Source organism: Streptococcus mitis, from assembly GCF_001579045.1.
Taxonomy (GTDB): domain Bacteria; phylum Bacillota; class Bacilli; order Lactobacillales; family Streptococcaceae; genus Streptococcus; species Streptococcus mitis_D.
On sequence record NZ_KQ970265.1, the window covers coordinates 45472 to 69321 of the forward strand.

29 protein-coding genes are annotated in these 23850 nt (G+C 39.3%); 10 read left to right on the plus strand and 19 right to left on the minus strand.

The genetic code is table 11. From position 1 onward, the window contains the following. The 3 genes from SMIDD28_RS09575 (at position 1) to SMIDD28_RS09585 (ending at position 2785) form a co-directional block, all read left to right on the plus strand. Positions 1–843, plus strand: coding sequence for a sugar ABC transporter permease (locus SMIDD28_RS09575; RefSeq protein ID WP_004236955.1), 843 nt, complete (start codon positions 1–3; stop codon positions 841–843). 145 nt (positions 844–988) lie between these two features. Continuing rightward, the gene (locus SMIDD28_RS09580; RefSeq protein WP_061425769.1) at positions 989–1789 is read left to right on the plus strand and encodes a DUF1189 domain-containing protein; all 801 of its coding nucleotides are present in this window, start codon (positions 989–991) and stop codon (positions 1787–1789) included. A gap of 9 nt (positions 1790–1798) precedes the next feature. After that, positions 1799–2785: a LacI family DNA-binding transcriptional regulator gene (locus SMIDD28_RS09585; protein ID WP_061425770.1), complete on the plus strand. Its 987-nt coding sequence runs from the start codon at positions 1799–1801 to the stop codon at positions 2783–2785. A gap of 29 nt (positions 2786–2814) precedes the next feature. Here SMIDD28_RS09585 and SMIDD28_RS09590 read toward each other — a convergent pair whose 3' ends face one another. From SMIDD28_RS09590 to hisS, 11 genes are all read right to left on the minus strand, one after another. Beyond that, a complete protein-coding gene (locus SMIDD28_RS09590) occupies positions 2815–3756 on the minus strand; it encodes a YitT family protein (RefSeq protein ID WP_045606596.1) in 942 nt (313 codons plus the stop codon). Beyond that, positions 3734–5497 carry an aspartate--tRNA ligase gene (aspS, locus tag SMIDD28_RS09595; protein ID WP_061425771.1) on the minus strand — a complete coding sequence of 588 codons (1764 nt, stop codon included), beginning with the start codon at positions 5495–5497 and terminating at the stop codon, positions 3734–3736. Before aspS ends, SMIDD28_RS09590 begins: the two co-directional genes overlap by 23 nt. A gap of 154 nt (positions 5498–5651) precedes the next feature. Continuing rightward, on the minus strand, positions 5652–5882 hold the full coding sequence (locus tag SMIDD28_RS09600; protein WP_061425772.1) for a hypothetical protein: 231 nt from the start codon (positions 5880–5882) through the stop codon (positions 5652–5654). A 17-nt stretch (positions 5883–5899) separates the two neighbouring features. Continuing rightward, on the minus strand, positions 5900–6541 hold the full coding sequence (locus SMIDD28_RS09605) for a CPBP family intramembrane glutamic endopeptidase (RefSeq protein ID WP_061425773.1): 642 nt from the start codon (positions 6539–6541) through the stop codon (positions 5900–5902). A 9-nt stretch (positions 6542–6550) separates the two neighbouring features. Further along, complete coding sequence (locus tag SMIDD28_RS09610) at positions 6551–7249, minus strand: ABC transporter permease (RefSeq protein WP_061425774.1); 699 nt, start codon at positions 7247–7249, stop codon at positions 6551–6553. After that, positions 7242–8066 carry an ABC transporter ATP-binding protein gene (locus SMIDD28_RS09615; protein ID WP_061425775.1) on the minus strand — a complete coding sequence of 275 codons (825 nt, stop codon included), beginning with the start codon at positions 8064–8066 and terminating at the stop codon, positions 7242–7244. The genes SMIDD28_RS09610 and SMIDD28_RS09615 overlap by 8 nt, the downstream gene beginning before the upstream one ends. A gap of 10 nt (positions 8067–8076) precedes the next feature. Next, positions 8077–8811, minus strand: a complete 735-nt coding sequence (locus SMIDD28_RS09620; RefSeq protein ID WP_061425776.1) for a DUF3169 family protein — start codon at positions 8809–8811, stop codon at positions 8077–8079. 18 nt (positions 8812–8829) lie between these two features. Continuing rightward, positions 8830–9180, minus strand: a complete 351-nt coding sequence (locus tag SMIDD28_RS09625) for a PspC domain-containing protein (RefSeq protein ID WP_061425777.1) — start codon at positions 9178–9180, stop codon at positions 8830–8832. A 2-nt stretch (positions 9181–9182) separates the two neighbouring features. After that, positions 9183–9380: a hypothetical protein gene (locus SMIDD28_RS09630; protein ID WP_042900140.1), complete on the minus strand. Its 198-nt coding sequence runs from the start codon at positions 9378–9380 to the stop codon at positions 9183–9185. Next, a complete protein-coding gene (locus SMIDD28_RS09635) occupies positions 9380–9583 on the minus strand; it encodes a helix-turn-helix transcriptional regulator (RefSeq protein ID WP_061425778.1) in 204 nt (67 codons plus the stop codon). The genes SMIDD28_RS09630 and SMIDD28_RS09635 overlap by 1 nt, the downstream gene beginning before the upstream one ends. Before the next feature lie 143 nt (positions 9584–9726). Continuing rightward, the gene (gene hisS / locus SMIDD28_RS09640; RefSeq protein WP_061425779.1) at positions 9727–11007 is read right to left on the minus strand and encodes a histidine--tRNA ligase; all 1281 of its coding nucleotides are present in this window, start codon (positions 11005–11007) and stop codon (positions 9727–9729) included. 86 nt (positions 11008–11093) lie between these two features. On the opposite strand from hisS, the gene SMIDD28_RS12340 reads away from it, so the two are divergent. Next, on the plus strand, positions 11094–11240 hold the full coding sequence (locus SMIDD28_RS12340) for a hypothetical protein (protein ID WP_061425780.1): 147 nt from the start codon (positions 11094–11096) through the stop codon (positions 11238–11240). Here the strand turns inward: SMIDD28_RS12340 and SMIDD28_RS09650 are convergent. Both SMIDD28_RS09650 and rgg read right to left on the minus strand, forming a co-directional pair. Then, positions 11237–12484 carry an MFS transporter gene (locus SMIDD28_RS09650; RefSeq protein ID WP_061425781.1) on the minus strand — a complete coding sequence of 416 codons (1248 nt, stop codon included), beginning with the start codon at positions 12482–12484 and terminating at the stop codon, positions 11237–11239. The genes SMIDD28_RS12340 and SMIDD28_RS09650 overlap by 4 nt on opposite strands. 306 nt (positions 12485–12790) lie before the next feature. Further along, positions 12791–13642 (minus strand): quorum-sensing system transcriptional regulator Rgg, encoded by an 852-nt coding sequence (rgg, locus tag SMIDD28_RS09655; RefSeq protein WP_061425782.1) that lies wholly within the window; start codon positions 13640–13642, stop codon positions 12791–12793. 123 nt (positions 13643–13765) lie between these two features. Here rgg and SMIDD28_RS09660 point away from each other — a divergent pair, with 123 nt between their 5' ends. Further along, on the plus strand, positions 13766–14107 hold the full coding sequence (locus tag SMIDD28_RS09660; protein ID WP_061425783.1) for a metal-sulfur cluster assembly factor: 342 nt from the start codon (positions 13766–13768) through the stop codon (positions 14105–14107). A gap of 60 nt (positions 14108–14167) precedes the next feature. On the opposite strand, the gene ilvD is transcribed toward SMIDD28_RS09660, so the two are convergent. The 6 genes from ilvD to SMIDD28_RS09690 form a co-directional block, all read right to left on the minus strand. After that, positions 14168–15871 (minus strand): dihydroxy-acid dehydratase, encoded by a 1704-nt coding sequence (gene ilvD / locus SMIDD28_RS09665; protein ID WP_061425784.1) that lies wholly within the window; start codon positions 15869–15871, stop codon positions 14168–14170. 232 nt (positions 15872–16103) lie between these two features. Beyond that, positions 16104–17036, minus strand: a complete 933-nt coding sequence (locus SMIDD28_RS09670; protein WP_061425785.1) for a transketolase family protein — start codon at positions 17034–17036, stop codon at positions 16104–16106. Then, positions 17033–17890 carry a transketolase gene (locus SMIDD28_RS09675; RefSeq protein WP_061425786.1) on the minus strand — a complete coding sequence of 286 codons (858 nt, stop codon included), beginning with the start codon at positions 17888–17890 and terminating at the stop codon, positions 17033–17035. Before SMIDD28_RS09675 ends, SMIDD28_RS09670 begins: the two co-directional genes overlap by 4 nt. 3 nt (positions 17891–17893) lie before the next feature. Continuing rightward, positions 17894–19240: a PTS ascorbate transporter subunit IIC gene (locus SMIDD28_RS09680; RefSeq protein ID WP_024056492.1), complete on the minus strand. Its 1347-nt coding sequence runs from the start codon at positions 19238–19240 to the stop codon at positions 17894–17896. Between the two features lie 12 nt (positions 19241–19252). Beyond that, positions 19253–19537, minus strand: coding sequence for a PTS sugar transporter subunit IIB (locus SMIDD28_RS09685; protein ID WP_000912476.1), 285 nt, complete (start codon positions 19535–19537; stop codon positions 19253–19255). A 3-nt stretch (positions 19538–19540) separates the two neighbouring features. Next, entirely contained in the window at positions 19541–21571 is a 2031-nt protein-coding gene (locus tag SMIDD28_RS09690; protein WP_061425787.1) for a BglG family transcription antiterminator, read from the minus strand. A gap of 191 nt (positions 21572–21762) precedes the next feature. Here SMIDD28_RS09690 and SMIDD28_RS09695 point away from each other — a divergent pair, with 191 nt between their 5' ends. From SMIDD28_RS09695 to SMIDD28_RS12345, 5 genes are all read left to right on the plus strand, one after another. Then, positions 21763–22770 (plus strand): SPFH domain-containing protein, encoded by a 1008-nt coding sequence (locus SMIDD28_RS09695; protein ID WP_061425788.1) that lies wholly within the window; start codon positions 21763–21765, stop codon positions 22768–22770. A gap of 2 nt (positions 22771–22772) precedes the next feature. Further along, positions 22773–22973 carry a type II toxin-antitoxin system antitoxin gene (locus SMIDD28_RS09700; RefSeq protein WP_000796544.1) on the plus strand — a complete coding sequence of 67 codons (201 nt, stop codon included), beginning with the start codon at positions 22773–22775 and terminating at the stop codon, positions 22971–22973. Between the two features lie 151 nt (positions 22974–23124). Then, entirely contained in the window at positions 23125–23307 is a 183-nt protein-coding gene (rpmF, locus tag SMIDD28_RS09705) for a 50S ribosomal protein L32 (RefSeq protein WP_000290417.1), read from the plus strand. Positions 23308–23322: 15 nt separating this feature from the next. Continuing rightward, complete coding sequence (rpmG, locus tag SMIDD28_RS09710; protein WP_001265622.1) at positions 23323–23472, plus strand: 50S ribosomal protein L33; 150 nt, start codon at positions 23323–23325, stop codon at positions 23470–23472. Positions 23473–23661: 189 nt separating this feature from the next. Then, positions 23662–23820: a hypothetical protein gene (locus SMIDD28_RS12345; RefSeq protein ID WP_231075184.1), complete on the plus strand. Its 159-nt coding sequence runs from the start codon at positions 23662–23664 to the stop codon at positions 23818–23820. The last annotated feature ends 30 nt before the right edge of the window (positions 23821–23850 follow it).

Consider the following 23850-nt stretch of genomic DNA (forward strand, 5'->3'; position numbering starts at 1 on the left):
ATGAATAACTCAATTAAACTCAAACGTAGACTGACTCAAACCCTTACTTACCTTTACCTGATTGGTCTATCAATCGTGATTATCTATCCACTTTTGATTACCATCATGTCAGCCTTTAAAGCAGGTAACGTCTCAGCCTTTAAACTAGATACTAACATCGACCTCAATTTTGATAACTTTAAAGGCCTCTTCACTGAAACCTTGTACGGTACTTGGTACCTCAACACTTTGATTATCGCCTTGATTACCATGGCTGTTCAAACAAGTATTATCGTACTTGCTGGTTATGCTTACAGCCGTTATAACTTCTTGGCTCGTAAACAAAGTTTGGTTTTCTTCTTGATTATCCAAATGGTGCCAACCATGGCCGCTTTGACAGCCTTCTTCGTTATGGCACTTATGTTGAACGCCCTTAACCACAGCTGGTTCCTCATCTTCCTCTACGTTGGTGGTGGTATCCCGATGAATGCTTGGCTCATGAAAGGCTACTTCGATACAGTGCCAATGTCTTTAGACGAATCTGCAAAACTAGACGGTGCAGGACACTTCCGCCGCTTCTGGCAAATTGTTCTTCCACTTGTTCGCCCAATGGTTGCCGTACAAGCTCTCTGGGCCTTCATGGGACCTTTTGGAGACTACATCCTCTCTAGTTTCTTGCTTCGTGAGAAAGAATACTTTACCGTTGCCGTAGGTCTCCAAACCTTCGTTAGCAATGTGAAAAACATGAAGATTGCCTACTTCTCAGCAGGTGCTATCCTCATCGCCCTTCCAATCTGTATTCTCTTCTTCTTCCTACAAAAGAACTTTGTTTCAGGACTTACAAGTGGTGGCGACAAGGGATAATCTATCCCCGCCACCCTTTTTCATTTTGAAGCTTGTGACTATAAAAATATCCTTACAACAAGCAATTTTTCTCCTAGACTTGAAATAAAGCGCATTTCTCTATATAATAATACTCATATAGAAAACACCTTTTAGAAAGATACCTATGCTTCCATATCCATTTTCCTATTTTTCAAGTATTTGGGGATTTCGTAAGCCCCTGTCCAAACGTTTCGGACTCAACTGGTTCCAGCTTCTCTTTACCAGTATCTTCCTTATCAGCTTGTCTATGGTACCCATTGCCATCCAAAACAGCTCCCAGGAGACTTATCCGCTAGAAACCTTTATCGATAATGTCTATGAACCATTGACAGATGAAGTTGTCCAGGATCTCTCTGAGCATGCTAAAATTGTTGATGGTAAATTAATTTATACAGGAACAGCTAGTCAAGCGCCTTCTCTTTTAATCGGTCCAAGTCAAAGCAAGGAGTTACCTAAGGACTTGCAACTGCATTTCGATGCGAATGAGCTAGTCATCAGCAAGGAAAGTAAGGAACTGACTCGTATCTCTTACCGGGCGATTCAGACTGAGAGCTTCAAAAGCAAAGGCAGCTTGACCCAAGCGATTTCTAAAGACTGGTACCAACAAAATCGTGTCTATATCAGTCTCTTCCTAGTTCTCGGTGCTAGCTTCCTCTTTGGTTTGAATTTCTTTATCGTCTCTCTAGGAGCGAGTCTTCTCCTTTATATCACTAAGAAATCACGCCTCTTTTCATTTAGGACCTTTAAAGAGTGCTACCATTTTATCTTGAACTGTTTAGGATTACCAACTCTGATTACGCTTATTTTGGGATTATTTGGCCAAAATATGTCAAACCTCATTACTGTACAAAATATTCTTTTTGTCCTTTATCTGGTCACTATCTTTTATAAAACACATTTCCGTGATCCAGATTACCATAAATAGGAGATTTTTATGCCCGTTACGATTAAAGACGTGGCCAAGGCTGCTGGTGTTTCACCTTCAACCGTAACCCGTGTTATTCAAAATAAATCAACCATTAGCGACGAAACAAAAAAACGCGTTCGCAAGGCTATGAAGGAGCTCAATTACCATCCCAACCTCAATGCTCGCAGCTTGGTAAGTAGCTATACTCAGGTGATTGGTTTGGTTCTTCCTGATGACTCAGACGCCTTCTACCAGAATCCTTTCTTTCCATCGGTTCTACGTGGTATCTCTCAAGTCGCATCTGAAAGCCACTATGCCATTCAGATAGCAACAGGAAAAGATGAGAAGGAGCGTCTCAACGCTATTTCACAAATGGTCTACGGCAAGCGTGTAGATGGGCTAATCTTTCTCTATGCCCAAGAAGAAGACCCTCTCGTAAAACTCGTAGCAGAAGAACAGTTCCCCTTCCTTATCTTAGGTAAATCTCTATCTCCTTTCATCCCGCTTGTCGACAACGACAATGTTCAAGCTGGTTTTGATGCAACTGAATATTTCATCAAAAAAGGCTGCAAACGCATTGCCTTTATCGGAGGAAATAAAAAGCTCTTCGTGACCAAAGACCGTTTAACAGGCTATGAACAGGCGCTTAAACATTACAAACTTACCACTGACACCAATCGCATCTACTTTGCAGACGAGTTTCTGGAAGAAAAGGGCTATAAATTTAGCAAGCGATTATTCAAGCACGATCCACAAATTGATGCTATCATCACAACCGATAGTCTCCTAGCCGAAGGGGTCTGTGACTATATTGCCAAACACCAGCTGGATGTCCCTGTTCTCAGCTTTGACTCGGTTAATCCTAAGCTCAATTTGGCAGCCTATATAGATATCAACAGCCTAGCCCTCGGACGCACTTCTTTAGAAACTATCCTCTGTATCATCAATGATTCTAAAGAAAATAGACAAATCTGCTACCGCCAGTTGATTGCCCACAAAATTATTGAAAAATAAAAACCAGCTCGCGCTGGTTTTTTTGATTACTAATTTTCTGTTTCAACGAACCGTCCCAGAATATGAACATTCTCAGATACAGAGACAAAGGCGCCTGGATCCACCTGTTTCATAATCTGTTTAAATTCATTAAACTCTGCACGTGTAATGACAGTGATTAAAACTGCCTTTCTCTCGTGATTATAGGTTCCTTCTGCATCGTGGATCATGGTTGCTCCGCGGTGCAATTTTTTATGGATTTTCTCAATTACCTTCTCTGGATGATTGGTCACAATCATAGCCTGCATGCGTTTTTGCTTGGTAAAGACAGCGTCTGTGACACGGCTAGAAACAAAGATGGTAATCATAGAGTAGAGAGCGTATTTCCAACCAAAGGTCAAACCTGCTATCAGCATGATGGTCCCATTTACCAAGAAAGAAATACTACCAACATTCTTACCTGTTTTCTTGCGAATGGTCAGGCTGACAATATCCGTCCCACCACTGGAGATATTGTTGCGAAGAGCAAAACCAATCCCCAAGCCCATGACAACACCTCCAAAAAGGGCATTGATAATAGGATCCTCCGTCAAGGTTGCCACAGGGACAAACTGGATAAAGAAAGAACTCATAGATACCGTGATAAAGGTAAAGACGGTGAACTTATGGCCAATCTGATACCAAGCCAAGACCATCAAAGGGAAGTTAATGGCGTAGAAGGTTAGCGAAATCGGAATATGAAAACCAAACCAGTGATTACTCAAGGCAGAAATAATCTGTGCCAGACCTGTCGCACCACTCGAATACACATGCCCTGGTTGGAAAAAGAAATTGACCGCCACTGCTGATAAAAATCCATAGACCAGAGAGGCCGAAATCTTCTCATCATATTTTTCGCGAGAGATGCTTTGTAAGACACGTAAAATTTTTATCTGATGAGCAAAGCGGCGCAGATAATAGCGCCACCGCTTAATTCGTTTTGCTTGTTTCATCTTCTTCTACTTGTAAGCTGAGTTCCTCTAGTTGTTTGAGAGCTACTGTTGAAGGAGCTTGTGTCATTGGATCACTTGCCTTGTTGTTCTTAGGAAAGGCAATGACTTCACGGATATTTTCTTCTCCTGCTAAGAGCATGACAAATCGGTCAAGCCCGATCGCCAAGCCACCGTGTGGTGGGAAACCATAGTCCATGGCTTCAAGAAGGAAGCCAAACTGGTCATTTGCTTCTTCGGCTGAAAAACCAAGAGCCTTGAACATACGTTCTTGAAGGTCTTTTTGGTTGATACGAAGGCTACCACCACCAAGCTCATAACCGTTCAAGACGATATCGTAAGCAATGGCACGAACCTTAGCCAAATCACCTTCTAATTCGTGAGCAGTCTCTTCCTGTGGAAGTGTGAATGGATGGTGGGCGCTCATGTAACGGCCTTCTTCTTCAGACCATTCAAACATTGGCCAGTCAACCACCCAAAGGAAGTTGAATTTATCGCTATCAATCAAACCAAGCTCTTTGGCAATACGTCCACGAAGGGCACCAAGAGTTGCATTGGCCACTTCAAGCGTATCCGCCACAAAGAGAACGAGGTCCTTATCTTCAAGAGCAAGCGCTGTTGTCAATTCTGCTTGGATGCCTGTCAAGAACTTAGCAACTGGTCCGTTTAATTCTCCATCAACAACCTTGACCCAAGCAAGACCTTTGGCACCGTACTGTTTGGCTACTTCCGTCATCTTGTCAATGTCTTTACGTGAATAGTTGTCCGCAGCTCCTTTGACCACAATGGCTTTAACAGCAGGTGCTTCTGAAAAGACTTTAAAATCAACACCCTTGACCACTTCTGTCAAGTCCTGAAGCAACATATCAAAACGGGTATCTGGCTTGTCAGAACCGTAAAGAGCCATCGCATCATCGTATTTCATACGAGGGAATGGAAGTGTCACTTCGATGCCTTTAGTTTCTTTCATCACGCGCGCAATCAAGCCTTCTGTGATATCTTGGATTTCTTGCTCAGTAAGGAAAGACGTTTCCAAGTCGACCTGAGTAAACTCAGGCTGGCGGTCTCCGCGCAAGTCCTCATCACGGAAACATTTAACGATTTGGTAATAACGATCAAATCCAGCATTCATCAACAATTGCTTAGTAATTTGTGGACTTTGAGGAAGGGCATAAAAATGTCCTTTATTAACACGAGACGGTACCAAGTAGTCACGCGCCCCTTCTGGTGTTGACTTAGAAAGGAATGGTGTCTCCACATCGATAAACTCCAACTCATCCAAGTAGTTGCGGATAGAGTGGGTTACCTTAGCACGAAGTTTAAGATTTTCCAACATTTCTGGACGACGAAGGTCAAGGTAACGGTAACGCAAACGCGTATCGTCATTGGCCTCAATGCCATCCTTAATCTCAAATGGGGTTGTCTTAGCTGTATTAAGCACTGTCAGAGCTGTCACGTTTAACTCAACTGCACCCGTTGGCAACTTATCATTGGCTTGCTCACGCGCAGCGACCTGACCAGTCACCTCGATAACAAATTCGCTACGAAGGCTTTCAGCTGTTGCCATAACCTCTGCAGATACTTTTTCAGGGTTGATAACCAACTGCATGATTCCTTCACGATCACGAAGGTCGATAAAGATCAAACCACCAAGGTCACGACGACGGCCTACCCATCCTTTCAAGGTTATTTCTTGTCCGATGTGTTCCTCACGAACACGACCAGCATACATACTACGTTTCATTGTTTCTCTCCTCTTTTATTCTGTTACTATTTTACCATAAAAGCGCAGGCTCTTCATGAAAATCAGCAGAAAAGTTTGCCAGTCTTTAAAAATCAGGTAAAGGACCTAAAAATTATCTCCAATAAAAAAATCCGATGAAGTTCATCGGACTCTTTTATTTTGAATTGTTGCCTACTTTACGCTTTTCAGCAATTTCAGCTGCCTTTCGAGGCAAGACAATTTCCGTTGTATAGGCTGTCCCAAAACGCCAGATACCAGCAATAGGGGCAAAGACTACTGCTAGATGGCTGTAGAAGAAATCACCTTTAAAGGCATAAGCTAGCGCTCCAATAATGAAAAATAGAACGATTGCTTGAATCACTGCTAATAAAATTACTCGTTTCATGTGACCTCCTGACTCTATTATAGCATGAGAATCATCAAAAAGCTGACTAAATTATTCAAAGCGTGGAGAGAAATACTGTAAAGAAGACCTTTTCGGCTTACATAAGCCAGACCCAAACTCAATCCTAGACTAGCATAAACTAAAAACTGTTGCAAAGTTCCTGGAGAATGAATCAAGGCAAACAGAACACTGGATACCAGAAGAAAAATCAGAGTTTGTTTACTATTGTCCTGCTTAGGAAAGAGGTAGCGTGCCAGCATTCCTCTAAAAATAAGTTCTTCCGTCAGAGGAGCAAAAATAACGACCGCAAAGAATGAGAAAAGTGGCTGAGATAAGGTCAAGTCTGTCGCTATTTGTTGATTTACTGAAGGATCATCTGGCAAGAAAAACTGTACAACTAGAGATAAGAACCAAACCAAGGCAGGAAGCCAAATAAATCGGTTGAAGCCACTCTTCTCAATATGAACAGGACCTTTCTGGTACCATTTATAAATGACGTACACATATACTCCAGCCAAGGCCACATAGAGCAAGGTAGTAGCATAGGGTGAAGCGCCTAGTTTCAAAGCTTCTACAGCACCACTCTGAACGGTACCATAGATAACCAGAAAAGATAGAAAGGCTAGAAGAAACCATCCGAGGTTTTTAAGTAGTTTCATATAAATCTCCTATCTTGCTTTATAGCTGTTTTTCAATACAAAGAGGTTTGCTATTCCTAACACAAGTACCCAAGCAAGTAACATACCGATGTTAGAAAAAGATATTTCTCCACCTTTTTTATTTAAAAGATTTACAATAGGACCGATGAACGAATAATCCAACACTTTTTGAGCCGTATCATTTTGAAGAGCAATCATAGGTAAAAAAGAGACAATTAACATAGGGAAGATACTATAAACTTGCGCTTTAGATTGAGTATCTGACACCGCACCGATTAGAAGGTTGAGAAAAATAATACTAATAGTTGCTAGGAGCAAATAGATAACATAGGCAAATAAATAACCCGATACATCTACTTTAAGATAGACTGGTAGTAAAATCATTCCAAGCAACATAATCAACAAAGGGAGGACGAGCATACTAAGAGTATATTCTGTTGCTGTCACACCACTTAGAATGAGTGATTTGAGATTTCGTTTTTCCTTATCTTCTGCCATCATAATCGATACCATATAACCACTTCCCATGCTCAAGACCATCGTCAAACTCGTAGAGAGGAGAAACATACTCAATTCTCCATTCTTATTCATGAATTCATTATATAGAACAGCAATACCAAAAGGCATCAATAAAGTCGCTAACAAAGTTGAATTGCTAATAAGAACTTGCACTCTTAACCATAGTAGGGCATTTAATTTTCTAAACATCTAACTTTTCTCCTGTTAATCTGATAAAGATCTCTTCTAAAGTCGGCTCACAAGAGTGAACCACCATCAAATCTGTCGTGTCTAAATGTGGCAATTCTTCAAATGGAACTATCTGTTCTCGTCCATCGTTATAAACCACATGTACTTTCTTATCCACATGATACTTCTGGATAATATCTTGTGGACTTCCATACTCTATTAAGTTTCCCTTATTTAAAAGAGATAAGCGATCACAAAGCAGAGTTGCTTCATTCATATCATGCGTGGTCAGAAAGATCGTTGTCCCCGCCTGCTTTAATTCTTGAAGTAGGGTATGAATCATCTTAGATGTTGTAGGGTCTAAGCCACTGGTTGGCTCATCTAGAAAGAGAATCTTAGGAGCATTCAGAAGGGCACGAGCCAAGAACATTCGTTGTTTCATTCCTGTAGATAGTTTTTCTGCGATAATATCTTTAGCATCTGCCAATCCAACCTGTTGGAGCACCTGATTTACTCTATCTGACTTGAGACCATATAACTTAGCATAGATGAGAAGATTTTTATAAAGACTCATCTTTTCATAAAAACCACTGCCATCACTAACAATACCAATTTGTTCCAAATCATTTGAGGTTAAATCTTGAGAATTCTTGCCTAACAAAACTGTTTTACCTTGATCTGCAGCCAACTGACCTGTCAAGACATTGATCATGGTTGTTTTACCTGAGCCAGAAGGGCCAAGAAAACCAAAGATTTCACCTTCCTTAATCTCAAAAGAAATCTGGTGAAGAGCTTTTTTGCTCCCAAAACTTTTGCTTACATTTTCAACACGAATCATAGAAACTCCTTTATTTGAAATAGCGTTTTACCATAGGTAACTGCATCACGTTGATATAAACATGGATGGCTCCGACAAGCAAGAAAGCTAGTAACTGAATCTCACCTGTCAAGAAAGAAATGATAATAATAAAGACATATAAGACTGGTAAGACATATTGGTGTAATTGGAATAAAATTCGAAAACTCTGTTCCAAATTAGCTTGTCGCTCTCCTTCATCATAAGAATTGATATAATCTAAGACATCCTTGGGTGTAGAGAAAAGAGACAAATCAAACTGACGAACAATCGCAATTGTTTTAGAAAGAGATTTTTGAGCGGATAAGAATAGCACAAAGGCTAAGAAAGAGAGGGAAAATGTTTGGTGGCCTGTATGCAATATAACCACTTCATTTAATGAGAGGAAAATAGACAATGAAATCGCTACACTTGTAATATTAAAGGCAATGGTTCCAAACTCGAGATTCCGATACATTTGCACATAATAGGTTTCATTCAGATCATCATCCATTTCCTCTTGGTACAAGGAATGAAATTTTCTGCTTTTCTTTAGGAAATTGAAAGTCAAAAGAACGCTAATAAAACCTAACAGTAAACAAATAGTTGATATCCAGGGTATCAAGACTTTTACATCTAAAATAATTTCGTAGGATTCGGCACCAGCTTTAAACATCCCTACAAACACGCCGAAGAAAGCTCCCAAGACAATAGACATTAAAAATAACAATCCACGTTTCTTTTTCATATTCAACCTCTCTCTAAACTAAACCAATCCAACTAACCACTGACCAAAGACTTTACCTGATTCATAAATTACTGTCAAACCTTCTGTTCCAAGTGATACTAAAATCAAACAAACAGCAAACAAGAGAATAGCTTGGTTTCTTGCTTTTTTCGCCCCTTCTCCTAAAGGGTCTCTCCCAAGCCAACCTGCTAGATAAGCATATAGGATGACTGTTAAAATCCCAAACTCTGTTGACCAAAGAAACAGCAAAATGGCTACCAAACGGATGACGTTAGTCTTGATATTAAAATAATTTCCTAAACCTGCACAGACACCTGCAAGTTCTTTTTGTTCTGTATCTACTTGAAATCCTGCTAAAAACTCTTTCATATTCATTCTCCTTTTTCACTTGCTAAATTGTTTGCTTTCTTTTCAATCCAGTCAACGACTGGGATAAGAGCAAAGTAGGCCCAAATAAATTGGTCACTCTGATAGGGACTAAACCAGCCTAAGTCTATCCCAATCAGTAGAAATACACTGACTAATAGAGCTATGGCAACTACATAATAAATTACTTTATACTTGTTCATCACTCATCCTCCTCTAAGCGAAATACCGATTCGACTGTTTCGTTGAAAATTTGAGATATTTTCAGGGCAATGATAATGGACGGGGTGTACTCATCCCGTTCTAGTAGGCTAACGGTCTGTCTGGAAACCCCTGCCAGCTTGGCTAGGTCGGTTTGATTGAGACCATCGCGAGCCCGCAGCTCTTTTAGACGATTTTTAAGCATTCCTTTCTCCTTTTCTCTTAACTTGATTATATTGTAACACATCTTTTTCTTTTTGACAAGCATATTTGTCAAAAAGTTTATGATTTTTGTCATTTTGCAAAAGAAAAAGGTCAGGAATAAGATCCTGACCAGTTTTTCTACTATTAAAAGCCTAATTTTTCAAAGATTTCTGAGAAGTTTTGGCTGATTGTCTCAAGTGACACTTGCACTTCTTCTCGGGTTTGGTTGTTCTTGACCGTCACTTGTCCGCTTTCGACTTCGCTCTCACCTAGAGTGATGAGGGTCTTAGCCGCAAAGACATCGGCTGACTTGAACTGAGCTTTGAGCTTACGGTTGAGGTAATCACGCTCTGCTTTGAATCCTTGTTGGCGAAGAGCCTGTACCAATTCCAAGGCCTTGGCATTTGCTCCTTGACCCAAGACTGCGATATAGACATCTAGGGTGTTTTCGATAGGGAGGGCCACACCTTGCTTTTCAAGAATGAGAAGCAGGCGCTCTACACCAAGTCCAAAACCAAAGCCAGCAGTTTCAGGACCACCAAAGTAGGCAACCAAACCATCGTAACGACCACCCGCACAGACGGTCAAGTCATTGCCCTCAATCTCAGTGATAAACTCGAAAATCGTGTGGTTGTAGTAGTCCAGACCACGCACCATATTGGTATCGATGATGTAGTCTACTCCAAGATTTTCCAACATCTGACGGACAGCATCAAAATGAGCTTGGCTTTCTTCATCAAGGAAGTCCAAGATAGAAGGCGCATTTTCCACTGCTACCTTGTCTTCTTTTTCCTTAGAGTCCAAGACACGGAGAGGATTTTCCTCCAAACGACGTTGGCTATCCTTAGATAAACTCTCCTTGAGTGGTGTCAAATAGTCAATCAAGGCTTGACGGTAGGCCGCACGGCTCTCAGGATTTCCAAGAGTGTTAAGATGTAATTTGACACCTTGGATGCCGATTTCTTTCAAGAAATGGGCTGCCATTGCAATCGTTTCCACATCGGTAGCTGGATTGCTAGAGCCAAAACACTCAACACCAATCTGGTGGAACTGGCGCAAACGTCCTGCCTGTGGACGCTCGTAGCGGAACATAGGGCCCATGTAGTAGAACTTACTTGGCTTTTGCACTTCTGGGGCAAAGAGTTTATTTTCCACATAAGAACGGACAACTGGCGCAGTTCCTTCTGGACGGAGGGTGATATGACGGTCACCCTTGTCATAGAAGTCGTACATTTCCTTGGTCACGATATCGGTCGTATCTCCGACAGAGCGACTGATAACCTCGTAATGCTCGAAAATAGGCGTACGCACTTCCGCATAGTTATAGCGCTTGAAAATCTCACGGGCAAAGCCCTCAACATACTGCCACTTGGCAGACTCAGCAGGCAAGATATCCTGCGTTCCTTTTGGTTTTTGTAATTTCATAGGGTGTCCTCTTTAAACTTAATAGTCTTATTTTACCATAAATAAAGGGATTAAAACAGTAAGAAAAAAATTAGGATTTATACTCAATGAAAATCAAAAAGCAAACTAGGAAGTTAGCCGCAGGTTGCTCAAAACAATGTTTTGAGGTTGTGGATAGAACTGACGAAGTCAGTAACCATATCTACGGTAAGACGACACTGACGTGGTTTGAAGAGATTTTCGAAGAGTATTAGATATCATTTTTAAGATTAAGAACTGTCAAAAGAATAGCCAGCAAGGAGAGACCAACAAATAGCATCCAAGTCAACTGTATATTCCATACAGCTATAAGTGAAAAACAAGCTGTTCCCACAGGTATGGATAAGGTAAACAATAAACCTAAAAAATTACTGGTACGAGCTAGAACCTCTGGAGCTAGATTTTTCAGGAGTAAGGCACTAATCTTTGGTTGAACTTTACCAGACACATACAGAGTTGAACAGAGAAATAGTAAACCAAGTACGACTTGATTGAATAAATTAGCTAGACCAACTAGACTGAGTCCTACGGTCACCCACATCATCAATCTAGGCAAGGACTGCTTCCCAAAATAATCATTGCCCGTAAGGCTACTGATGATGATTGCTAACAAAGCACAGAATTGACTGATAAATAATGCCTCTGTGTAAGAAAAGTCCAAAAGAGAATGGCTCAAAAAGAAGATGTTATAGATGCTTCCTAAAGCGCCTCCCAAGGCATTGATAAGCAAGACAGCAAAGAGCATGAAGCCAAAGTTTTTCTGTCCACCTTTAAGAAAAACGAGACGTAAATTTCGATAAATCGTTAGGAACTGCTCTTTGATCGGAAGCTTCTCATTTTTTAGAATTTCACCATCAGCAGATGACATTGACAGGCTCAATTTGCTTTTTCCCAAAAAGAGGATGACGGCTGATACTAGGAAGAAACAGGCATTGATTCCCGCAACGAGAGAAAAATTATTGACCGATAGCCCTAAGAGCCAAACTCCGAAAGCTTGACCACCAATAGCTGAAATATAGGTGATGAACTGAGAAAAAGAGTAAGCTTCCATCAGATCTGACTCTGCTACCTTTTCTTTAACAAGAGGCATTCGCAAGCCACCAGCAAAATCACTGGCTACATCACTAATGACATTGATGAGGCAAAGGGTCGAAAAGGCAAAGAAACTAGCTTGCTGGACAACTAAAGCTGCTAGAAAAAATAAAATCGCCTGAAACAAACCACTATAGACCATCCATTTGACCTTATCCCTCGTGTAATCTGCTCGAATCCCTACAAAAACTGTAAAGAAAGTCGGAAGAATCATGACAATATTCGCCATAGCAACCGCAAAAGATGCTTGTGGCAGGGTCGATGCATAGACGATAAAGACCAGATTGAAAATCGAAGCACCAAAAGCATTGAAGAATCGTGACAAAGTTAAGATTCGATAAGCTTGATTTCTAAACAATAGTTTCATAGATAATCTCCCTTCTTGTTCGAATACTCAATGAAAATCAAAGAGCAAACTAGGAAGCTAGCCGAAGGCTGTACTTGAGTACGGCAAGGTGAAGCTGACGTGGTTTGAATTTGATTTTCGAAGAGTAGAAGTTTTATGTGAAGTATGACTATAGTATAGCACTTAGAAATTTTAGAGGAAAAACTTTTGAATATATGCAACAAATAAAATGAGCAAAAAGAAACGATAGAATTTCTCCAGTGATACGAGAGAGCCCAACAGTTCTATCGCTTAAAATTTCAAATGATTTTCTTAGTTTGCAGATATTCAACAATCGGAGGTTTTTCTGTAGTATTCAGCAGATTTGTTGCAGCCAAGCATCTCAAAAATACGGACAGCATCCTCCATCTTTTTCTGTCCTTCCTTGACTCTACCTTGCTTGCTATCAAGGAGACCTTCCGCCCACAGATAAACAATCCGGAAATAGGTCTCATTTTCCTTGTAGAAATGCTCTTCGATAACACGTTTAAAATAAGAGGCATTGGTAAATTCTTCACACTCAATGCTGGCTAAAAAACCATTCAATAGTATAGTGTGAAAAAGGTTTCGATTACCAGACATTTCCATTAGAAAATCAGATTTTCGTACCATCTCTCTAACATACCTAGTGAAAAGAGAAACAGATAGAAATGGTGAACTGACTGAAAATAAATTGAGTTCATAGATTCCCCAGATCTCGGTAGAAAACAGATAGTCATGAAGGACTTTCCCCTCCTCTGCCGTTAACTCTACCCTTTCGTCCATGCTCTTCATATAAGACTTTATAAGAATGGCATTTAGAATATGTTTCTGTTTGTTTTGAGAATGGGCATGCTTTTGATACTCCCTGCGATACAAGTCCTCAAGAGGTGCTATATTCTTTGGATCCAAGACATCTATGATTTCTTTTCTCAACTCAGAATCTGTATCATACTGAAAACCTCTCGCCAGAAAGAGGATTTCCTCCACACTGGCAGATATGTTTTCTAGGGCAAATAGAAACTTTTCCACCGAAAGCTCACTCTGACCTGTTTCAAAGCGAGATAACATAGACGGCGAAAATTGTCCTCCAGTTGCTTGTCTCAGCGAGATATTTCTTGACTCTCGTAATTGTCTAAAGACTTTTCCAATCTGCTCCATAGGCTTCCCCTTGATTCAGTATTTTCTTCATTTTATCATATTTTTCAGAAAATTCATCAAAAACTTGCCAAATTGTCAGAATTATGAGAAAATAGAGGATATTTATCACGTGGAGGGACTGTAATGAGAGAGGATATCAAAATCAATGACCGTGCTTTGGCCTTGCAAGACCAAATTATCGAAAAACTAGAGAAGGTTTTTGATACAGATGTGGAATTGGATGTTTACAATCTAGGGCTGATCTATGAAATCAATCTGGACGAAACAGGTCTCTGCAAGATTGTCATGACCTTCACCGACACTGCCTGCGATTGTGCCGAAAGCCTGCCTATCGAAATCGTTGCAGGTCTGAAACAAATTGATGGTATCGAAGATGTCAAGGTTGAAGTTACCTGGTCGCCTGCCTGGAAGATCACACGAATCAGTCGCTACGGCCGTATTGCCCTTGGACTGCCACCTCGTTAAGCAGGTAAATTACTTTTGAAGATGAAAAAAAGCAAGCCCAAGTTGGCTTGCTTTTTGAGTTTATTTTTTACCTGACTTGTCCATATTCCAGAAGTCTGTCACGGCTCCGCGTGAAGCAGATGATACGATATGGGCATATTTACCGAGGACACCACGACTGTAAAGTGGTGGTAAGGTTGTTTCTGCCTTACGTTTTTCAAGTTCTTCTTGGGATACGGCCATAGAAATTTCTTTAGTATCTTGGTCAACCGTAACGATATCGCCTGTACGGAGATAGGCAATTGGTCCACCATCCTGAGCTTCAGGAGCGATATGTCCAACAACCAGACCATAAGTACCGCCAGAGAAACGTCCGTCTGTCAAGAGGGCAACCTTGTCTCCTTGACCTTTACCAACGATCATTGATGAAAGTGACAGCATCTCAGGCATACCAGGACCACCTTTAGGTCCAACGAAACGAACAACAACTACATCGCCATCAACGATTTCATCTGTCAGAACGGCCTGAATCGCATCTTCTTCTGAGTCAAAGACCTTAGCTGGACCAACGTGACGACGGACCTTAACACCTGATACCTTGGCAACCGCACCATCAGGGGCAAGGTTTCCGTTCAAGATGATAAGCGGACCATCTGCACGTTTTGGATTTTCAAGTGGCATGATAACTTTTTGACCTGGTGTAAGGTCTGCAAAGTCAGCTAAGTTCTCAGCGACAGTCTTACCAGTACATGTAATACGGTCTCCATGAAGGAAACCATTTGCCAAGAGATATCTCATAACCGCAGGCACACCACCGACTTCGTAAAGGTCTTGGAAGACATACTGACCAGATGGTTTCAAGTCGGCCAAGTGAGGCACACGTTCTTGAATCGTATTGAAGTCCTCAAGTGACAAATCAACATTAGCCGCGTGGGCAATGGCAAGCAAGTGAAGAGTGGCATTTGTAGAACCACCGAGAGCCATGGTTACAGTGATGGCATCTTCAAAGGCTTCACGAGTCAAGATATCTGATGGTTTGAGACCAAGCTCCAGCATTTTAACTACAGCACGTCCTGCTGCTTCGATGTCTTCTTTCTTGTCAGCTGATTCAGCTGGGTGAGATGAAGAACCTGGCAAACTCATACCTAGAACTTCGATAGCTGTCGCCATGGTATTAGCAGTATACATACCACCACAGCCACCAGGTCCAGGGCAAGCATTACATTCAAGACGTTTAACGTCCTCAGCCGTCATATCACCGTGGTTCCATTTTCCGATACCCTCAAAAACAGAAACCAAGTCAATATCTTTGCCATCAAGATTTCCCGGTGCAATAGTTCCACCATAGGCGAAAATAGCTGGAATATCCATATTAGCAATAGCAATCATAGATCCAGGCATGTTCTTGTCACAGCCACCGATAGCGACGAAGGCATCCACGTTGTGACCACCCATAGCCGCCTCGATTGAGTCCGCAATGATATCACGAGATGTCAAAGAAAAACGCATACCAGGCGTTCCCATGGCAATCCCGTCCGCTACAGTAATAGTCCCAAACTGCACAGGCCAAGCACCTGCCGATTTGATACCTTCTTTGGCTAATTTCCCAAAATCATGCAAGTGGATGTTACATGGTGTATTTTCCGCCCAAGTCGAAATAACCCCAACAATCGGTGTTTCAAAGTCCTTATCTGTCATACCGGTCGCACGAAGCATGGCACGGTTTGGCGATTTTACCATGCTGTCATAAATGCTACTGCGGTGACGTTTATCTAATTCAGTCATTTGTTCCCTCCCATTTCAGTTTTTACTATTATAGCACATTTTAAAGGCAATGAACAGAATAAAATTCTTGAATTTTCAGAAAATTCTATACACACGTGAAATATTTAAAATTAAAAACAACAAAGCGGATTAGTACACTTTCTGATGACCAGAATATGCTTTTTAATCCGCTTTCTTTAAATAACGTAATGTAATTTTTACAGAAATTCTTTCAGATAAGTGTATTTAACATCTATCTTGCATTATAAAACTCTAGAACCTTCTCTTTTATATTCGATTCACTCAAACCATACTCATTAAGAAGGTAATCCATTTTCCCTACTTGACCGAATTTTTCTTGAACACCTATCCGATGAATTTTTGTTATTCCATCATCAGAGAATAATTCACATAAAGCACTGCCAATTCCACCTATCTGATTGTGGTTTTCTACAGTAAATATAGTTTTTCCACTTAACATTGTTTTTATCTGTTCTGGTATCGGTTTGATTCTAAATAAATCTATCACACCTACTGAATAACCTAATTTAGACAGTTCATCCGCAACTCGAATACTTGGAGCAACCATTATGCCAGAAGCAACTATTACAACATCTTCACCGTGTCTTAACTCAATGTAGCCTTTAGAAAAATCTTCTCCACCTTGATATACAGCCTCTGGAGCTTTTCTAATTGTTCGAATATATTTTAGTCCTTTTAATTCTAATGTCTGGTTCAAGATTTCACGAAATTGGATATCATCAGTTGCTTCAAAAATGATTGATTTAGGAATTAAACGTAACAATCCAATTTCTTCAAATGGCATATGTGTTCCACCATTCATCTCTGCCGTTACTCCTGCATCTGAGCCAATCACAGTGGCATCCAATTGTGCGTACCCAAGAGAAATAAATAATTGATCAAATACTCTTCGTGAAGCAAAAGGGCCAAATGTATGAAGATAAGGTCTAAACCCCTGAATAGATAAACCTGCTGCAAGCCCGACCATTTCTGCTTCCATGATCCCAACATTCACATAACGGTCTCCAAAGTCCTTTTCAAGATTATTAGTAGCCATCGAACTTGACAAATCTGCTTCTAAAACTACTATATCAGAATAACTTTGGTTAGCTTCTAGAAGGAAATCTCTATACACATGTCGTAATTCTTTCGTACTTCTCATCATTCTGTTTCCTCCAATTCCTGACTTAATCTTTCTACAACTGAAGTTAACATTTGTCTCTCCTCTACAGTAGGGCGAAGATGATGATTGGATTTCATTTCTTCCAGCTCTCGAACTCCTTGACCTTTAATAGTGTCTAATACAATACACTTAGGGGATGAATTATTTGACTGTTTTAATTGGATAATCCCTTCATAAATTTCTCTAATATCTGAACCATTGACCCTAATGGATTCAAACCCAAATGCTGAGAATTTTTCTACAAAATCACCTGGATTACAAATATCCTTTGTAAAACCATCTAATTGTTTTTTGTTATCGTCTACAAATACAATTAAATTAGATAACTGTTGATGAGAAGCAAACTGTATAGCCTCCCAACATTGTCCCTCATTTAACTCACCATCTCCAACAATAGCATAGGTATAAAAGGGACTTTTTCTTATTCTCTGACCATATGCAAGCCCGGTTGCAACACTAATTCCCTGTCCTAAAGAGCCAGTTGTCATATCTATACCCGGCGTTAGATTTCTATCAGGATGAGACGGTAATTTGGTTCCATTTGTATTTAAAGAATGTAAGAATTCTTTGTCAAAGAAACCATTCAAATAGAGTGTGCTGTACAAAGCTGGTCCAGCATGTCCCTTGGATAAAACAAAATAATCTCTATCTAGTGACGCAAATATTTCTGGAGTCATCGGCATTATTTCACCATAAAGCACTGCTAAAACTTCTACTATAGACAGACTCCCTCCATAATGGCCGAATCCAAGATGATTCAATGTTCTAAGAGTATTTAATCGGATTTTTGTTGCAAATTTTCTTAACTCATCTTCTCTATTTTCACTTAAAATCATCCCTTATTCCTCCTTTGCAGATGGCTTTTTAATAAAGGATACTCCAAACATAACTGCTAGAATAAGAACAAGACCAATAACAATGCCTGCTTGTGAGCCAAATTGATTCAACATTCCTAAAATAATTCCTGATAGACCAAAATCTGCATCTGAGAAAGTTGACCCTTGGAAACCAAGTCCTCCCAAAACTGGCATTAAAAAGACTGGAAGAAAACTAATTAAAATACCTTGTAAAAATGCTCCAATAGTGGCTCCACGAACACCACCAGATGCATTCCCAATGACACCTGCAGTCGCTCCACAGAAGAAATGAGGCACAACGCCTGGTAAGATGACAACCGTTCCTGAAGCAATCATAATTGCCATACTTACTAAACCACCAACAAAACTAGAGATAAATCCAATTAGGACTGCATTAGGTGCATAAGTATAAACAATCGGACAATCCAAAGCAGGTTTTGAATTAGGTACAAGACGCTCTGAAATACCTTTAAAGGCTGGAACAATTTCACCCAAAATAAGGCGAACACCTGCTAAAATAACAAATACACCTGCTGCAAATTGACCTGCTAATTGTAAAGCATAAACTAGACCACTTGTACCATTACTGATTTCTTTTTCTATATATTCTGACCCTGCAAAGATAGCTACAATAATGTAAATAACTGCCATAGATAAAGTAATACTAACAGTACTATCACGTAAAAAAGCTAAACTCTTTGGGAATTTAATGTCCTCTGTTGATTTTGATTTGTCACCGATAAGGCTACCAGTGAAACCACTTAACCAATATCCCAAAGAACTGAAATGACCTAAAGCCACCTTGTCATTTCCAGTTAATTGAACCATATATTTTTGCACAAATGCCGGGGAAACACTCATAATAATACCAAGTGCTAATCCTCCTAGTAAGATAAGAGGCAAACTTGTAAAGCCAGCAACTGATAAAATGACCGCAATCATACACGCCATATATAGAGTGTGGTGCCCTGTTAAAAAGATATATTTGAATCGAGTAAAACGAGCAATTAAGATATTGAATACCATACCTGCAAACATAATCATTGCAGTAGCTGAGCCATATGTGGTTAAAGCTACAGCTACAATTGCTTCATTATTCGGTACAACTCCAGATAAATGAAAAGCATGTTCAAACATGGTACCAAATGGATTCAAAGAATTTTGTACAATTCCTGCACCACCAGATACAACTAAGAAACCAACAAAGGTCTTAATTCCACCTTTAATAATATCAGGTAATTTCTTCTTCTGAAGAACTAATCCTAAGATTGCAATTAAAGCTACTAAAATAGCTGGTGTACTAACAATATCCAATATGAACTTCATCATGACGCTAGCCTCCTATATAAGTCCTTTTTCTTCACAAAGTTTAGTAATTAATTCTCGTAGTTCATCCATATCAATAATACTATTTAAGATACGAACATCTCCAAGATGACTAGCTGAATCAGCTAGATCACGACCAACAATCCAAATATCAGCTGCATTTGGATCTGCTCCACCTAAATCATAGTGTTCAACTTCTACATCTGAAACATTCAAATCACTCAATACAGATTCAATATTCATCTGTACCATAAAACTTGAACCTAATCCTGAACCACAAGCTGTACCAATTTTTAACATTATCTAATCCTCCTGTTTAATTATCATTTCAATGTCATCATAGTTTTTTGATGATATTAAAGTTTGAACATGACTTTTATCTCTTAAAATTGTTGTTAAATGTGACAAAGCCTTTAAATGACTTTCATTATCAATGGCTGCAATACAAATCAACAATCTTACCTCTTGTTCTGGATTATCCAATAAATAAATCGGTTCTTCCAAAACTAACATTGACATTCCTATTTCATTCACACCTTCATCTGGCCGAGCGTGAGGAATTGCTACTCCCTTCCCTAAATTAATAAAAGGCCCAAACTCTTCTACTTTTTGAATCATTGCCTCAGGGTAGTTCTCAGTTATCTTATCTTGATTCAAAAGTGGTTTAGCTGCTAAACGAATTGCCTCCTTCCATCCTAATTTTTCCGAACTAACCTGATAAGTTTCTTTTGTAATTAATTCTTCTAACAATGGTAACACTTCCTTTCTGTTCATATCTTGATAGAGATACCTCTTTAATGCTAATTTTAACTCTAATTCTTGTGTGATTACACTATATCGTCTTACTATGCTAATTATCTGATTAAGTTCAATATCTCGATAACCTGTATCTGGGAAATCTTTTGATACCAATTCAACTAACTGTGTTGTTTGTTCTTCCGTCATCATAACAGAAACTAGATAATTTGGCTTCTCTGTATCCACCTTTATAGTAGAAAAAACCATATCATAGTCACTACTAGTTTTCGCATATAAATCATCAATCTTTGAGGTTCCTATAAACTCAATTTGAGGGAATAATGCTAATAGATTCTCTTTTATCATCAATGAAGAACTAATTCCATTAGGACAAATAATTGCTGCCTTATAACATTTTTGAGGCAAAGTATCTGCTTTCTTTAAATATCCTCCAAAATGGATAACAAAATATGCTGTTTCACTATCAGGTATGGGCTTGTCAATAGCGTCCATCAAGGGAGTCAAAGAATCTTTTACTAGTTCAAATAAATCAGGATAATGTTCTTTAACATGCAACACATATTCATTTGAACTAGGTAAGCCGAACTTTAATCTATAGTAAGCCGGTATAAGGTGGCGGCGAAGATTTTCTCTCAATACTTCCCTTTGTTTAAAATGTAACAAAGAAATATCTTCCATTCTACTTATAATAGCCTCTGTTAATTGATTAAAGTAAACCGGAGCAACATCTACTTCACCTTCAAAGCAACTTGATAATAAAACTGTGATATAGCGATAATCATCCTCAGAAAACACCGTATCTATAATTCCCAAATCAACCACTGTATCCAATAAAATAGTCGTTATATCTTGAATAATAGGAGATACTAATGTCTCTGAAAGACATACTCTTTCAACATCCCTTTGATACCTACATATAATGAATACTAAACCGAAAAGGCAAACTTTTAATTGATTAACAATAGGTACTATCTGTAGCTTTTCATAATAATCTTTAACCACCTGATCAATCAAATCATAAGTTAATGAATACCCCCAACTGGATAAAACATAATCCAACCCCCAAATCCCTATGGAGGATTCCAGCAACTCACTAACCATTTGAAAAGCTAAACGGTGCTTATTCCACTCTGAACCGTGTAAAGTATAACCTTTTGCTCTACTGTACCCTAGCTCCAAATCATTATCTAACATAATCTTTCTTAATGATTGAATATCAGATAAGGTTGTATTCTTACTTACTTTCAAAAAGTCTTGGTAATGATTATTCGATATAAAATCTAATCGGCAAAAAGTGTAAAGATAGATTAATGCTAAGCGAGTCGACTTTGGTAAAACCAATTCATCCGACTTAATAATATCTGTCAAAGACTGCTTCGTACGATTTGATAAACTATAGCGACCTTGTTTTTTATCCAGCACTATCCCTTTATTAGCTAGATAAGGCACTAAATAATCTATTCCTTCTTTGACTTCCTTTATAGGCAAGCTCACCTTAACAGATAATTCATATAATGATAGCTCACAATGATCCATCAAAGTCATCAAAATAACTAGTGCTCTATAATCAAACATTTCTCTTCCTTTCTAACTACAATTATAGTGTAAAAGTTATAAGAATAAAAGAGTATTTCAGCACAATATAATCTCACCTCCTACAAGTAATTATTGGGCTGAAACTTTTTAGTGATTATTTTTCAACTTTCTATTGACTTTTAAAAACAAAGTGATATCATTTAGATATCAAATAATAGGAGATCATTCTTATGACTGAAAAACTCATCAATTCAAAACCAAATGGTGTATTCGCATTGATTCTCATTGAGTTGACAATCGTACTTGGTATCTTTATATTGATAATGGGTGCTGGTTCGGAAAACATTTTTGGAATTATTATCGGACCTTTACTAATCGTAATTGCAGTGCTAACTCATGCTGGTTTAAAAGTTGTCAAACCTCAAGAAGCTCTGGTTCTGACACTCTTTGGTAACTATACAGGTACCATCAAAGAACCTGGTTTTTACTTTGTCAATCCCTTCAGCGTAGCGGTCAACCCTGCAAACCACACTCGACTTGGACAAAGTGGTGATGTTAGCACAAAATCTCCTTTTTTAGGAGCTAAATCATCAAATGACAATGATGTAAATCTTGAAATTAGCAAGAAACACATTTCACTCAAGGTTATGACCTTAAGTAATTCCCGTCAAAAAATCAATGATTGCTTAGGAAATCCTGTAGAAATCGGAATTGCTGTTACTTGGCGTGTAGTCGATACTGCTAAGGCAGTTTTCAACGTTGATAACTACAAGGAATACCTCTCTTTGCAATGTGATAGCGCCCTCCGAAATATTGTCCGCATCTATCCTTACGATGTGTCTCCTAACGTGGATACTACGGGTGACGGCCAAGCAGATGAAGGTAGCCTCCGTGGCTCTAGCGAAATTGTGGCTAACCGTATTCGTGAAGAAATCCAAAGTCGTGTTGAGGATGCTGGCTTAGAAATCCTTGAAGCACGTATTACTTACCTAGCTTACGCTCCAGAAATTGCTGCTGTCATGCTTCAACGCCAACAAGCATCTGCCATTATTGATGCACGTAAGATGATTGTAGATGGTGCTGTAGGAATGGTTGAAATGGCACTAGAACGGCTCAATGAAGGGGAATTGGTAGAGCTTGACGAAGAACGTAAGGCTGCTATGGTTTCAAATCTCCTTGTCGTACTTTGTGGCAATCATGATGCACAACCAATTGTCAACACAGGAAGTCTTTACTAAAGATGGCTGAAGCTAAAAAAAAGCAGATCCCCCTTCGACTCTCAACAAAGTTATACGCTGCACTCGCATCATGGGCAGAAGATGACTTTCGTTCAGTCAATGGGCAAATCGAATATCTCCTCACAGAATGTGTCAAACAACGGAAGAAAGACGGAAAATACGTATCAGAAACCATTGACGAACCATTTGAGATTGATATTTAACACCTTCTCCTGTCTGCTAGGTCTTACAGGAGAATTTTTTCATCTTTTTTTGTCAAGTAACTTTACTTTACAAAAAAAATGTGTTATCCTAGTATGGTTGATGAAAATCAGTAGATTGAATCGAATATAAATACCTAAAGGAGAAATCAAAATGGCAGTACCTGCACGTCGCACTTCAAAAGCGAAGAAAAACAAACGTCGTACACACTACAAAGTAACAGCTCCATCTGTAAACTTTGACGAAACTACTGGAGATTACTCACGTTCTCACCGTGTATCACTTAAAGGATACTACAAAGGACGTAAAATCGCTAAAGCTGCATCAGCTGAATAATAGAAGGGAGATACCATGCGCGTAAATATTACACTTGAACACAAAGAATCTGGTGAACGCTTGTACCTTACTTCTAAAAACAAACGTAACACTCCAGACCGTCTTCAATTGAAGAAATACTCACCAAAACTTCGCAAACACGTTGTGTTTACAGAAGTTAAGTAAGCATTCAATACGAATCAATACAGAAGAAAAACGCATTCAAGCGTTTTTTTCTTTTGTTAATTTCAGTACATTGCAATCAAAATTAACCGAATCACTACCTTTTTCACTACCTTTTTTGAAATAAGAATATTGATTCGGACAATTAAAAGCAAGAGGAGAAGAGGCTGGGCAAAAAGTCTTTAATACTCAATGAAAATCAAAGAGCAAACTAGGAAGCTAGCCACAGGTTGCTCAAAACAGTGTTTTGAGGTTGTGGATAGAACTGACGAAGTCAGCTCAAAACACCGTTTTGAGGTTGCAGATAGAACTGACGAAGTCAGTAACATCTATACGATAAGGCTAAGCTGACGTAGTTTGAGTTTGATTTTCGAAGAGTAT